Below are 14,042 nucleotides of genomic sequence, written 5' to 3'. Positions count from 1 at the left end.
TCATGTCCTTGACCAGTTCCCCCGTTGCCCGCCGTTGCATTCTGATTCTCCTCGATGGCCTGGGTGATCGTGCCCATGCAGGGTTAAACGGTGTAACTCCACTGCAGGCGGCCAGCACACCCAACCTGGACCGTCTTGCCGCCATGGGTGCCAATGGCCTTTTTCATGCCAGCCGTCCCGGCCGGGCTTTGCCCAGTGAAAATGCCCATTTCGCCATTTTTGGCTATGCGGACGACGAGTTTCCCGGCCGCGGATTCCTGGAGGCCCTGGGAGCTGAAATAGAGATCGCACCGGAAGAAGTGGCTCTGTTGGCGCATTTTGCCGCCCTGCGCGAGAGCGACAATCTTTTGCTTCTGGAAAAGGACCGGCCCGAGACAAGCGATGAAGAGGCTGCCCTGGTAACCGAAGCTGTTGCGTCGTTTCGCTCGGATCAGATCTCGTTTCGCTATGTACAGACCGGCCACCTGGACGGCGTTCTGCTGCTCAGCGGCCCGGTCTCGCCCCATATAACGGACAGTCACTGTTTTGCCGAAGGTGAGCCGCTCGTCGAGGTTCAACCTCTGCGGACAGGAGGACCCCGGGCCGCCCGTACCGCCCGGGCTTTGAAATCTTATCTGCTGTGGTGCAAGCGTATTCTTGACGTCCATCCTGTGAACCTGGCCAGAAAAGAGAAAGGACAGGTTCCCGTAAACGGGCTGGTGACCCAGCGGCCTGGACGCTGGAAGCGGGTGGAACCATTTTCGCTTCGCTGGGGGCTTCAGGGGGTTTCCATCGCTTCCGGCCCCATGTACCGGGGCCTGGCACGCTTTATCGGCCTGGATGCGCATCGGGTGGACGATACGGCCAGGCCCGGGATGGATCTTTACGCGCGGCTTCAATGGGTTGTCGATCACAGGGAGCGGTACGATTTTTTTCACGTCCACACAAAGGCTCCTGATCAGGCCGCGCACACGAAAAACCCCCTTAACAAGGTGGCGGTGATCGAGGACCTGGACCGGGGGCTTGGCCTGGTGCTGGACAGTCTCCTTGATGGCGAAACCATGGTGGTGGTAACTGGTGACCACTCCACCCCCAGCGCAGGACCCCTTATTCATTCCGGTGAGCCGGTACCCGTCATGGCCATCGGCCCCGGGATTCGTCGGGACCTGGTGCAAAGTTTTGATGAGATACACTGCGCCGGCGGGGCCCTGGGCCTGCTTCTGGGGCAGGATTTCATGTACTGTGTTTTGAACTGGCTGGACCGGGCCAAGCTCCAGGGGTTGATGGATAACCCGGCAGACCGGCCGTACTGGCCCGGTAACCGGATACCTTTCAGAATCGACAAGGGAGATATTTGATGGGAAAAAGGACCGTTGCCCCTGTCGGTTTCATCCACGGGCGTTTCCAGGTGCTGCATAACGACCACCTGGTGTATCTGCTGGCCGGTATAGAGCGGTGTGAACACCTGGTGGTGGGTGTTTCAAACCCTGATCCAACCTTGACCCGGAAAGACGAGGCAGATAGTGCCAGAAGCAGCCCTGAGGCCAATCCGCTCACCTATTACGAACGCTACCTGATGGTCCGGGCTGCCCTGGCCGGCGCCGGGTTGCGGGCCGATGAGTATTCGGTGGTTCCGTTTCCAGTCAATTTTCCCGAACTGTATCGGTATTATGTGCCCATGGATGCGGTTTTTTATCTGACCATTTATGACTCCTGGGGAGAGAAAAAGCTCTCCATGTTTACGGAACTGGGTCTTGCAACCGAGGTTCTCTGGCGTCGTTCCCGGGAAGAAAAAGGCCTGAGCTCAACGGAAATTCGTCGCCGTATTGCGGCCGGAGAAGAGTGGACCCACCTGGTTCCACCTGCTGTGGTCTCCCTGCTGGAAACATTCAACATCCGGTGCAGACTGGCCAAAACCGATTGATCGATCTCATCCGGAGGCCCCTGTCGCGGCAGGTCGGTCGGACGAATCAGGTTTTCCGGCTGAAAATTTGTTTGACATCTTCGAAAATGAGAAAGAGCGAAGGGACCAGGACCAGGGTGATGGCCGTGGCAAACAGGATGCCGAACCCCAGTGATATGGCCATGGGAACGAGGAAGCGGGCCTGGCGGGAGGTCTCGAAAATCATGGGCAGGAGGCCGAAGAAGGTGGTCAGTGTAGTGAGAATGATGGGACGGAAGCGGGAAACAGCACTGTTGATCACCGCCGCATAGGCTGTCTGTCCCTGGCGGATCTTGCGGTTGGCCAGGTCGATGAGGACCAGGGAATCGTTGACCACCACCCCGGAGAGAGCCACTACTCCGAAAAAGGAGACTATGGAGAGGCTGTAGCCCATGAGCAGGTGGCCGGCCACGGCGCCGACAATGCCAAAGGGTATGGCGCTCATGATGATGGCCGGCTGCACATAGCTGCCAAAGGCTACGGACAGCAGAACGTAGACCAGGACAAGGGCCACCATCATGCCCTGACCGAGGGCCTTCATGGATTTTTTTCTGTCAGCCTGTTTTCCTTCAAAGCTGAAGGCGAGCCCCGGATAGCGCTTGACCAGAGCGGGCAGGATATCTTCTTTCAGGTCGTCACTGATCTGATCAGCCCGGGACGCCGGTGTGACATCGGCGGTGACCTGTATGGTTCGGTGGCCATCACGGCGCTGTATTTCGGTATAACCACGACCGGGAGTGAATGAGACCACTTCAGAAAGCGGTACTTCGACACCCGAGGCTGTCCGCAGAATAAGCTGCTCCAGCGAGTGGAGCGATCCACGTTCCATCTCGCTGAGGCGGACCATGATCTTGAGTTCATTCTGGCCCCGAAGTTGGCGGGTCACCTCAACGCCCCAGTAGGCTGCCCGGATCTGCCGGGCCACCTGGTCCGGGGTCAGGCCCAGGCGCCAGGCCACCGGCCGCAGCTGAAAATCAAACTGCTCCCGTCCTGCCTGAAAACCATCGTCAATGTCACTCACCATGGGGTAGGTGGCCAGGGCGCCCGCCAGGTCCCGGCCCGCCTGCTCAAGCGCTCTGCTGTCACGGTGCTGAAGTTCAATGGTCAGGGCCGCTCCTGAGCCCGGCCCGCCGAAGTTGGACTTGAACTGGATGGACTCCACGCCGGGAAGAGGGCCTACGGCCCGGCGCCATTTTTTGACAAAATCGCTGGTGGAGACTGGACGGATATCCGGAGGCTGCAGATACACCTTGACCCGGATCCGGTTGCCGTCCGCCTCGGCGAGAATACCGCGGACAAGCTGCGCGCCACCGTTATCGATCATGACTGTCCGGGCGGCGTCCGTGAGACGGTTGACCGTTGTTCTGACGTGCCCGTCCGGCACGCCGACCGGCAAGGTGACCGAGACATACGCCTTGTCTGACTCCACCCTGGGGAACATGGTCATGCCCATGCGGCCGCTGCCCACCAGGGCTGCCGTGCACATCAGCACGATAATACCGGTGGCCACACTGACATAGCGGTAGCGCAAGGCCAGGGTAAGCAGAAGAGGAAAGCGGCGGGTTATGGTCCGGGAGATGGCCCTGCTCAACCGCTGCTGCCAGCGGGCCACCCGGTCCAGCGGGGAACAGGATATGGTTCCGGGATGGGCCAGGTGGGCCGGCAGGACAAAGAGAGCCTCTATCAGCGAGATGGTAAACACCACCACAACCACCACCGGAATGGCGCGGAATATCTTGCCCATGACTCCGGGAATAAAATAGAGCGGCATGAAGGTGATGATGTTGGTGAGCACGGAAAAGGTGACAGGTGCAGCCATCTCACGGGCAGCGAGTATGGCCGCCTTCAGAGAAGAGTATCCCTGTTGCCGCAGCCGGTACACGTTTTCACCGATGATGATGGTGTCGTCGACCACGATACCGAGCGACACAATAAAGGCGAACAGCGACACCATATTGATGGACACATCAAAGAACGGCAGAAACAGAAGCGAGCCGAGAAAGGAAACCGGAATGCCCATGGTGACCCAGAAGGCCAGACGTGGCTCAAGGAAGATCCCCAGCAGGACAAAGACCAGCAGCAAACCGAGGTAACCGTTTTTCAAAAGCAGGTTCAGCCGTTGTCTGTACACTTCGGAGCGGTCATCCACTGCGGCCACATGGATGGATTCGGGCAGGACCCCCTGCAGCCTGGCAACATGGGCCCGCACCGTAGCGGCAATCTCGATGGGCCCCTGATTTCCCACCCGGTAGACCTCAATCCCGACCGCCGGCAGCCGATTATAGGTCATCCAGGCGTCGGTATCTTCGAAACTGTCGCGAATGGTGGCAATATCGCCAAGGAGCAACGACGTGCCATCACCAGCGGTGCGGATGGGGATGGAGGCAAACTCCTTACCGATCTGACGGCGCTCCCTGAGCCGGAGTTGTATCTGGCCGCTTTGGGTTTTAATCGTCCCGCCGGGGATATCGAGCGAGGTCTGGCGGATTTTTGCGCTGATTTCTTCCAGGGTCAGACCATAGGCCCGCAGCGTGTCCTGACTGATATCGATACTTATCTCCAGGGGCCTTGAACCGATTATTTCTGTCTGGGAAATAATCGGATCTCTGAGGAGCTGGTCCTGCACCATTTCCGCTGTCTCCCGCAAAACCTTATGTTCCAGGTTGCCATAAAGAACCACGGAGATGACGGAGTGACGCCGCAGCGGCACGGAAACCTGCGGATTTTCCGCTTCTTCCGGAAAAGAGGCGATTCGGTCGATTTCGTTTTTTATATCAAGGGCCAGCTGTTCCGTATCGGTGTCGAGCAGGGCTTCCACCCTTACGGTACCCAGTCCCTCCAGGGCCGAGCTGCGTATTTCGGCTATGCCTTCCACGCCCCTGATTGCCTCTTCCACCGGCAGGATGATAGCCTGCTCCACCTCCTGCGGACTGGCCCCGGGGTAGACCACCTGGATGATCACCTCGGGAATGGTGAACTCGGGGAAGACCTCCTGCTTGATCCTGGTCCCCCATAAAAGGCCACCCAGCAGAAAAAACAGCATGAGGCAGTTGGCGGCCACAGGATTCTTTGCCATCCAGCCAATAGGGCCTCTGTTGCGGAAGGTATCAACCATTGGCAGGGGAAGCTGACTCAGGGATAATGGAAAGGGTGATGCCTTCCACGGGGGCGGCTACCGGCGAAACAATCAACCGGTCGCCCTCGTGGAGGCCGTCCTGGACATAAACCCAGTTCGCATCGCGCCAGACCGGTTCTATATGGCGGATGATGAGCCGGTTGTCCTGATCGGCAAGCAGTACCGTGTTGTCGAGGCGGACAGCGGTTCTGGGCAGGCGAAAGCAGTTTTTCAGGGTCCTGCCGGTGATCAATGCCTGGACCGGTTGTTCAAGAAGCAGTGGCGGAGTGCCCTGCAGTGGGGTGGTCACTTCCACGATCAGCCTGGCCATGATTCCTGCCGGGTCTATGTCGCCCAGCATCCTGAGTATTCGTCCCTGGACTTGAGGCCCTTTGGGGTCGGCGGCATCCCGTAATGCCACGGGTGCACCGGGTTCGTCGCCCCGGGGTAGATCGATGGCCTGAAGTGCCGAGTGCGGTACGGCCAGTCTGACCCAGAATGTGTCGGTGGCGGCCAGCCTGGCCACAGTGGTCTGGGGTGAGACCAGGCTGCCCACGGTTACATTGCGCTCGAGGACCACGGCGTTGAACGGGGCCCTGATCCTGGTTCGTTCAAGGTCCAGCCGGGCCCGGGCCACATCGGTTTCAGCCGCGGCCAGGGCGGCCCTGGCTTTGGCAAGCTGCGGTTTGCGCAGGATCAGGTCCGCGGGTGCTTTGAACGGTACAGGAGTATCATGTTCCCGGATAAGTTCAAATTCCCTCCTGGCAACAGCCTGGCTCCCTTCTTCCAGGCGCAGATCCATACGGACCTTTTCCAGGTTGTGGGTGCTCCGTTCCAGGGCCAGCTGGTAATCGCGGTCATCAATTGCCACGAGAATATCGCCGGCCCGAATCCTGCCGCCCGGTACCAGGTTTGGGTGCACAGTCCGGACAATACCTGTGACCTGGGACATCACAGCCAGCTCCCTCGAGGGAATGACTGTGCCCATGGCCTGGACAATTGGCTGCGTGTCCATCCGGTACAGGGACAATACCTGTACCGGAAGCTGCATTTTTTCCGGCGGGTTCCGTTTTATGGCAGGCCGGGAGTGGAGAATATACCTGGAAGCCATGAGACCGGCAGCCAGCAGGCCAAGGATGATGCACAGCGCCAGGGCTTTTTGCCAGGTTGTCCGTTTCGGGGTGGGTGTATCCGGCAAAATCGGGTCTGGAGATGGATTTGTTCGGGAATCAGTCATATGTTGTTTTTTGCAGTTGTTGTCTGCCGGCGGATGGTTGGAGAACGGTTTTTCGGGGTGCCGGATCGGCTGTCCAGGTTCCGCCCAGGGCTTTGTAGAGAGCGATGCGTGTTTTGAGCCGGTCAGCCCGGGCCCTGACAAGATCGAGTCGCAGGCTGATGGTATCGGATCGTGCCTTCAGGACGGACAGTGCATCTTCCCGGCCGTTTTGATAGCGCCAGACAGTTTCTTTGTCGGCCATGTCCAGGAGTTGTAGCTGTGCTTCCAGGTTTAGTATGGTCTGGTGAAGCTCATGTTCCCTGCTCAGGGCGTCTTCCACTTCCCGGATTGCCTCCAGCACGGTGCTCCGGTAGGCGGCAAGATGCTCATCGATCAAGGCCCTGGTTCTCTCCTCTTCAGCCTGACGCCGGGAGCCATCAAAGAGAGGGGCCGCAATTTCAGCAGCCAGGTTGAGCAACCAGGAGTCCAGCAGGGTATGAATGGCCTGGGAACTCAGGTTCAGGGAACCGTTTAACCGGAGCTTTGGCAAACGTCCGGCCTTTGCCGCAATATTCGTCAAGGTCGCACCCTGCAGGCGCAGAGCCGCTGCCCGTACATCGGGACGCCGGGTAAGAAGATCGGCGGGAAGACCTGGATCCGGGATGGGCGGGGTGGCGGGAAACTGTTTCTGTTCAAGCTCCGGTATGCTGCCCGGCGGCTGTCCAGCGAGCAGGGCCAGTTGATTCTGCAGGAGTTCTTTTCTGCCCTGCAGGGCGATCTGTGCTCCGGCAACGGATTTGACGTTCCGGCTCCGCAGAAAGATATCCCGGGCCGATGCCTGACCCGCGGCAAAGCGTGTTCTGGTTGCTTCAAGCAGTTTCTGGTTGACACGGAGCTGTTTTTCCAGAAGTTTTTCCTGCTGCAGGACTGCAATCAGGTCAATCCACAGATCACTGATCCGGCCGCTCAGGCTGAGGGCCATGGCTTCCATATCGGCCCGGCTGGCCTGGACCTCAAGCCGGCCCCGGGCTGCGTCGGCCCGTACCCGTCCCCACAGGTCCATTTCATATCCAGCTGTAAGCCCAAGGGAAAAAGAATCCGTAGTCCAGGTGTTTCCGGCCTGATCCCTTCCCTGGTTCCGGGCCGCGCCTGTCGACACCTGCAGATCGGGATACAGGGGTGACCGTGCCGTTCTGGCAAGGGCTCTTGCCTGGTTCAGGCGGGCCCAGGCACCCTGGAGATCGAGGTTTCCGCTCAGGGCCATCTGGATCAATCGGGTCAGCTCCCGGCTCTTGAAGTCTGTCCACCAGGGAGACGACGGCGGACTGCCGTCACCGCTACGGGAATAATGTTCCGGCAGGATTCCAGCCAGGGGATCTGGTGGAACCGGTCCGCGATTCCGGCAGCCGGTGGCCAGGATCAGGCATAGGGAAACAAGGGAAATAAGCCGGATCAGAGGCATGAATCAGATGGCCGTAAGCCTTGGGCCGGACAGGACGCGAATGGGCGGGTTGCCGGAAAAGTCCGGAATTTGACAATTGACAACTGCGCTAAAATACGATAAATTATCAGGTTTCAGATATCCGCTTGCGCAGAGCATCCATTGGATTGCATTCATACTATGATTTTAACAAAGGAGAAAACAAATGGCAATGACGGTTAAGGCTATTGCGGAAAGTATCAATATCATGGGTAAGAGAAGCGGTGGAGCCATGAAAGAACGTAATCCCGGCCCGATTCAGGAGATGGCCAGGGAGGAGACCGATGCCGGTGCCAGCTATCTTGACCTCAATATCGGCCCGGCCCGCAAGGATGGCACCGATCTTATGCCGTGGGTCGTGGAGACGGTACAGGAAGCAGTCGATACGCCGCTTTGTCTTGATACCACCAATACCGATGCCATGGCTGCAGGTTTCAAGGTGGTCAAGAACAAGACCCAGGCCATCATGAACTCCATCTCGGCCCAGCCTGAGCGGATGGAGGCCCTGATTCCGGTGGCAGCCGAGGCTGGTTGCGATGTCATTGCCCTGCTCTGGGGACCCGATGGCATGCCGCGTGATTCCAATGAGCGCGCCGCGATGGCCGTGGACCTGATGATGGCCCTCAACGAGGCCGGTATCCCCAACGAAAAGATCCTTTTTGATCCCATCGGTACGCCCATCACCCTGGGGGCTGACCAGATCGCTTCCGGGCTCGAATTCATGATGATGCTTCCCGATATTGCCCCGGGCGCCGGATCCACGGTCGGACTCTCCAATGTTTCCAACGGGGTGGCCGAGCACCTGCGCAAGTATCTGGATCGGACCTACCTGATCATGCTGATGAAGTATGGGATCACCACCGCCATCGTCAACTCCTATGATTCGGAGCTGATGGCCATCTGCCGCGGAGAGCGTCAGGAGCTGGTGGACCTGGTCCACGGGATGATGGACGGTAACGATCCGGACCCGTCCACCCTGGAAGGTACAGCCCTTGAGCACTACAAGACCTACAAGGCCCTGTCCGGCCAGACCGTGTTCTCCGAGTCCTGGCTTGAGCTGTAAGTATCTGTTCAGGAGGGTCAGAATGTCCGGGGTGCCGGTTCTCCCGTGGAGACGGTGCCCCTTGCCGGTTTTTGAAAGGCCATGAATGATATTCCCGGCCATCATCTTGTCTATGGAACCCTGACCGATTATCTGACCGGCGAAGAGTTGACCGATACCGATGATGAACGAATCCGCCAGCAGTTGGCCCGGTTCATGGTCGAGGAAAAGGGTTATGAACCGGGCCAGCTGGAACCAAGGTTGAGCCTGGAGACGGTTTTCAACAAGACCTATGTCAAATCGACCATTGACCTGACGGTTCGGCTTGACGGGAAAAGGGTCATGATCCTGCGCTATGGACCGGGTTCCCTGGTCACCCGGGAACGCTCTGCCGTGGCGGCGGCCCGGCTGCTGGATCCGGCCTGCCGGATACCTCTGGCGGTGGTGACAAACGGCCGCGATGCCGAGCTCCTGGACACGCACACCGGCGCCGTGCTGGCCAGGGGCATGGAAGGGATTCCGGCCCGGGACCAACTGCTGGCCATGCTGCCTGAACTGCTCTTTGAACCCTTTACCGATCCAGAGAAGAGGGAAAAGGAAGAGCGGATCCTCAATGCCTTTGACCTGCAGGTCTGCTGCCGGGGGATGTCCTGCCCGGCTCCGAAAGCCGGGAAATGAGAAGCTGGCCGGTGGCAATGAAACAGGTGCCGCAAAGGACACGAAGAGCTCGGAACGAAAAGTATTCCACGCCCTTCGTGTCCTTTGTGGTTTTCAAACAAATTGCTGAACGGGTGCATCGAACATCTCGATGCCGGTTCAAATAAAACAACGTAGATACGAAAAGAGACCGTGAAATGACAGAGAAAACAGACTGGACCAAATCAAGCTGGCGCAACTTCACCGCCCTGCAGCAACCCAACTGGCCCGACGAGGCCAAGGTGGACGAGGTACTGCAGGCCATCTCCAACCTGCCGCCGCTGGTTTTTGCCGGCGAGATCCGGGACTTGAAGACGCAGCTGGCCAAGGCTTCGTCCGGAGAGGCGTTTCTGCTCCAGGGAGGAGACTGTTCTGAAGAGTTTGCCCGCTGTACGGCGCCCAATATCCGCGAGACCCTGAAGGTGCTACTGCAGATGGCCGTTATTTTGACCTATGCCGGCGGCAAACCGGTGGTCAAGGTCGGCCGTATCGCCGGTCAGTATGCCAAGCCGCGCTCCAGCGACACCGAGATGGTCAACGGCATGGAGATCCCCTCGTACCGTGGTGACATGGTCAACTCGGTGGAACCGACCCCTGAGGCACGGATTCCAAACCCCGAAAACATGCTGAAAGGATACTACCTGGCGGCTTCGACATTGAATCTGCTGCGGGCCTTTACCAGGGGTGGATTCGCCGCCCTGCACCGGGTTCAGGCCTGGAACCAGGAGTTTGTCAAACAGTCGCCCATGGGACGTTCTTACGAGCGGCTGGCCAAACAGATCAGCCAGGCCATCAACTTCATGCAGACCATTGGTATCCCCACCGACACCCCGCAGTTCCGCCAGGCCCAGTTTTTTACCTCCCACGAGGCCCTGCTCCTTGGCTACGAGGAAGCATTGACCAGGGAGGATTCCACCACCGGCGGCTGGTATGACTGTTCAGCCCATATGTTGTGGATCGGCGACCGGACCAGGCAGATCGACGGGGCTCACATCGAGTTTCTCCGCGGGGTTCTCAACCCCATCGGCATGAAGGTGGGACCCAGGCATGATGTTGACGAGATTCTCGCCATCATCGAAAAGCTCAATCCTGACAATGAGCCTGGCCGCATGACCCTTATCACCCGTTTCGGAGCCAGGGAAATAGAAAAGCATCTGCCGCCGCTGCTGCGGGCGATCAAGAAAGAGGGGATCAACGTGGTCTGGAGCTGTGACCCCATGCATGCAAACATCCGTAAGACCAGTTCGGGTCATAAGACCAGGAGTTTTGACGATATCCTCTCCGAGCTGCGCTGTTTCTTCGAACTCCACTGGGCCGAGGGCACGGTTCCCGGCGGAGTACATTTCGAGTTGACCGGCGACGACGTCACAGAATGCACCGGTGGTGCCCGTCAGCTCCTCGACGATCAGCTTGGCCAGAATTATCTCACCACCTGCGATCCGCGTCTCAATGCCGAGCAGTCCCTGGAAATGGCCTTCCAGATTGCGGAGATGATCCGCAGTTGACGCTCTGTTTTCTGTTCGGGACAAGGTTTTGCCGGTACCGGTTTTGCTCCGGATCAGACCCATGCCGATAACCCCCCGCCAGGCCTTGCCTGGGCATGGCAGGGGGCTTTTTCTTCCTGGGCCCCAAAATTTTTCATGAATGGAAAAAGAAAACAGATGTTCATGCCGCTGGACTCTATCCTGCTTGATTTTATTCTGCCAGGTGCTATTCTTTGGCTATGAACCGGAAAATTCCCAAGCCTGTCAATCTCCTGCTTTTGCTCTGCCTGGTCGTCTGCATTTTCCTGGCAGTCAAGATCTATTCAGAATACCGTCATATCAGTGATTTTGAAATGGAGGTACACCTGGACAGCGCCCGCAGTGTCCGCGAGCTGCTGACCGCCTACCAGACCACCTATTACCGCTGCCTTGCCAGCGATTCCATTACCCTCACCAGTGCCACATCCCTGCTGGTGCCGGCCATCGGCACCAGGGAGATCTCAAGCATGTTCAACCGCCAGGCCGGCCACCGCATGTCCATCGGCATGGTCAGCGACAGGCCGCGCAACCAGGACAACTTGGCCTCAGGGTACCAGCTCGAGGCCCTGGAGTATTTCCGGGCCAACCCCGAGGCCGAAGAGTTTGCAAAAGTTTATCCTGGCCCCGGCGATGAAGACGATGATCTGTTCGTGTACGCCTTTCCTGCCCGGGCCAGCACGATGTGCCTGCAGTGCCACGGAAACAAAGAGGATGCGCCGGCATACATCAGGGATACCTATGCCACCGGATACGGCCATGAGGAAGGGGACCTGCTCGGCATAACCTCGATTTCCATCAGCCGTCACAAGGTCCATGACGAGTTGATGCGCGGTTTTTTTCTCCGCGCCGCCGGCTCCACCCTTGTTCTCGGTTTGCTGGCCATGGGGGTCATTGGTGTTCTGCTGTGCCGGATTCGCAGGAAAGACTTGCAGTATACCAGGCTCCTGCAGGAAAAGGTGGACAGCAAAACCCGGGAACTCAGGGAGAAGGTGAAGCTGCTCGAAGAGTACAAGCGGGTGCTTGACGAGAGCTCCATAGTCTCGAAGAGCGACCTGGAGGGAAATATCACCTACGTCAATGACAAGCTCTGTGAACAGACCGGTTACAGCCGTGAGGAACTGCTTGGCAAGCCCCACTCCATGCTCCGTCATCCCGATGTCCCGAAAAAGGTTTTTGCCGACATGTGGAAGACCATCCAGAGCGGCAAGACCTGGAAAGGGGTCTTTCCCAACCGGTGCAAGGATGGGTCCACCAGCTGGAATTCAGCCACCATCTGCCCGATTTTCGATATCGACGGTCATATTGTTGAATACATAGGGGCCCGGGTCAATGTCAACGAACTGATCGAAAAAAGGCAGCAGCTTCAGCGGTTGCTCAATTTCGACAAACTCACCGGCCTGCCCAACCGATACAAACTGATCCAGGACTTGAAGAGATACGACCGTCCTTCCCTGTTGATGGTCGATATCCATCATTTCAGCGATATCAACGATTTTTACGGAATCGACGTCGGAGACCGGGTGGTTCAGGAGCTGGCTGACCGGGTGGCGCAGGTGATCGACAAGAATCCTGACCTGGTCATGTACAGATTTTACGGCGATCAGCTCGCCATCCTCCACCACGGTTACTGTCGACCGGAAGACCTGGAACAGCTCTGCTATCGAATCATGGAAGCGGTCAGCGGCCAGCCGTTTGTGGTGGACGAGCATGAAATTACGGTCCAGATCACCTGCGGTATAGCGTACCGCCAGAAGAATCCGCTCATCGAGGCCGATATCGCCCTGAAACAGGCCAAGCGCAATCGCAGTTTCGTGGAGATCATCGAAGAGAGCGGTGATATCAAGAAGGAGCTGGCCAAGAACTACTCGTGGGGCCGCAAACTGCAGGATGCCCTGCACGAAGGACGAATCGTGCCCTATTACCAGGGAATTGTCGATGCCCGCACCGGCAAAATAACCAAGTATGAGTGCCTGGTCCGGCTCATCGAGCGCGACGGGAACGTGGTGTCGCCCTATTTTTTCCTTGATATCGCCAAGAAGGCCCGTATCTACCCAAAAATTACCCGGGCGGTCATCGATCAGGCGGCCAATGTCTTTGCCCACAACGAGTTTGATTTTTCCATCAACCTGTCCAGTGAAGACATCATGGACATCTCGGTGGTGGAGTATATCCGGGAAAAACTGCTCGAAACCCCGCTTGCCAGGCGGGTGATCTTTGAGATCCTGGAAACCGAAGGACTGGAGAATTTCGAGCAGATCAAGGAATTCATCCATGATGTCAAGCGGTTCGGCAGCCGGATCGCCATTGACGATTTCGGTACAGGCTATTCCAATTACGAGCGGCTGCTCAACCTTAACGTGGATTTCCTCAAGATCGATGGCTCCATTATTCGCAAGATATGCGAGGACGAGGTTTCAGCGACCATTGCCCAGACCATTGTCATGGTCGCCCGGGAAATCGGAATTCAGACAGTGGCGGAGTTTGTCTTTGACGAGAAAACGGCCAGGGTCGCCCGGGAAATGGGCATTGATTACCTGCAGGGGTTCTACTTCAGCGAGCCCCTGCCCGCCATTGACATCCTCAGCGGTGGTTGAGGACTTTACTCCGGGTCCTGCGAGAAGATTTGCTGTATGGCCCGGCAGTCCTCGGCCCGCATAAGCCGACTGCGGGTCTCCGGGTTTTTCAGCAGCCGGCTGACCTGACCCAGGGTTTGCAGGTACTCTTCGGCCATGGATTCCGGAGACAGGATCATCACAAAGAGGTGGACCGGCTGGTTGTCCACCGCATCGAAGCTGATACCATTGCGGCTGCTGCCGAAGCAGAGCAGAATGTTGTCCAGGTCCGGCACCTTGCCATGGGGAATGGCCACCCCGTTTCCCACGCCCGTGGACCCCACATGTTCCCGTTCCAGCAGAATATCCAGCAGGGTCTCCTGATCAACAGCGGGGCAGTACTCCTGCACGGCAGCGGTCAGCTCCCGGAGCACCCCCTCTTTGCTTGTGGCTTCAATGTCGAGGAGCACGCATTGTTCCTGTATCTCCAGCATGGA

10 protein-coding genes are annotated in these 14,042 nt (G+C 58.0%); 6 read left to right on the top strand and 4 right to left on the bottom strand.

The window, feature by feature from the left end; genetic code table 11:
- Positions 1 to 2: 2 nt before the first annotated feature.
- Both ACXJJY_RS12565 and ACXJJY_RS12560 read left to right on the top strand, forming a co-directional pair.
- Complete coding sequence (locus ACXJJY_RS12565) at positions 3 to 1,337, top strand: BPG-independent phosphoglycerate mutase family protein (protein ID WP_456388369.1); 1,335 nt, start codon at positions 3 to 5, stop codon at positions 1,335 to 1,337.
- The gene (locus ACXJJY_RS12560; protein ID WP_456388367.1) at positions 1,337 to 1,903 is read left to right on the top strand and encodes a nicotinate-nucleotide adenylyltransferase; all 567 of its coding nucleotides are present in this window, start codon (positions 1,337 to 1,339) and stop codon (positions 1,901 to 1,903) included. The genes ACXJJY_RS12565 and ACXJJY_RS12560 overlap by 1 nt, the downstream gene beginning before the upstream one ends.
- A gap of 46 nt (positions 1,904 to 1,949) precedes the next feature.
- Here ACXJJY_RS12560 and ACXJJY_RS12555 read toward each other — a convergent pair whose 3' ends face one another.
- The 3 genes from ACXJJY_RS12555 to ACXJJY_RS12545 are packed head-to-tail and all read right to left on the bottom strand — an operon-like array spanning position 1,950 to position 7,714.
- A complete protein-coding gene (locus tag ACXJJY_RS12555) occupies positions 1,950 to 4,997 on the bottom strand; it encodes an efflux RND transporter permease subunit (protein ID WP_456388365.1) in 3,048 nt (1,015 codons plus the stop codon).
- A gap of 31 nt (positions 4,998 to 5,028) precedes the next feature.
- Positions 5,029 to 6,273 carry an efflux RND transporter periplasmic adaptor subunit gene (locus ACXJJY_RS12550; RefSeq protein WP_456388363.1) on the bottom strand — a complete coding sequence of 415 codons (1,245 nt, stop codon included), beginning with the start codon at positions 6,271 to 6,273 and terminating at the stop codon, positions 5,029 to 5,031.
- Positions 6,266 to 7,714 carry an efflux transporter outer membrane subunit gene (locus ACXJJY_RS12545; protein ID WP_456388361.1) on the bottom strand — a complete coding sequence of 483 codons (1,449 nt, stop codon included), beginning with the start codon at positions 7,712 to 7,714 and terminating at the stop codon, positions 6,266 to 6,268. Before ACXJJY_RS12545 ends, ACXJJY_RS12550 begins: the two co-directional genes overlap by 8 nt.
- 184 nt (positions 7,715 to 7,898) lie before the next feature.
- On the opposite strand from ACXJJY_RS12545, the gene ACXJJY_RS12540 reads away from it, so the two are divergent.
- The 4 genes from ACXJJY_RS12540 (at position 7,899) to ACXJJY_RS12525 (ending at position 13,587) form a co-directional block, all read left to right on the top strand.
- Positions 7,899 to 8,795 carry a dihydropteroate synthase gene (locus tag ACXJJY_RS12540; protein ID WP_456388359.1) on the top strand — a complete coding sequence of 299 codons (897 nt, stop codon included), beginning with the start codon at positions 7,899 to 7,901 and terminating at the stop codon, positions 8,793 to 8,795.
- Positions 8,796 to 8,876: 81 nt separating this feature from the next.
- Positions 8,877 to 9,452 (top strand): type I restriction enzyme HsdR N-terminal domain-containing protein, encoded by a 576-nt coding sequence (locus ACXJJY_RS12535; RefSeq protein ID WP_456388357.1) that lies wholly within the window; start codon positions 8,877 to 8,879, stop codon positions 9,450 to 9,452.
- A gap of 176 nt (positions 9,453 to 9,628) precedes the next feature.
- Entirely contained in the window at positions 9,629 to 10,975 is a 1,347-nt protein-coding gene (locus ACXJJY_RS12530; RefSeq protein WP_456388355.1) for a class II 3-deoxy-7-phosphoheptulonate synthase, read from the top strand.
- Between the two features lie 218 nt (positions 10,976 to 11,193).
- Positions 11,194 to 13,587 (top strand): EAL domain-containing protein, encoded by a 2,394-nt coding sequence (locus ACXJJY_RS12525; RefSeq protein ID WP_456388353.1) that lies wholly within the window; start codon positions 11,194 to 11,196, stop codon positions 13,585 to 13,587.
- 5 nt (positions 13,588 to 13,592) lie between these two features.
- On the opposite strand, the gene ACXJJY_RS12520 is transcribed toward ACXJJY_RS12525, so the two are convergent.
- Positions 13,593 to 14,039 (bottom strand): PTS sugar transporter subunit IIA, encoded by a 447-nt coding sequence (locus ACXJJY_RS12520; protein WP_456388351.1) that lies wholly within the window; start codon positions 14,037 to 14,039, stop codon positions 13,593 to 13,595.
- Positions 14,040 to 14,042 lie beyond the last annotated feature (3 nt).

It is taken from the genome of Desulfolithobacter sp. (assembly GCF_054025815.1).
This window is presented reverse-complemented; position numbering and strand designations above follow the sequence as displayed.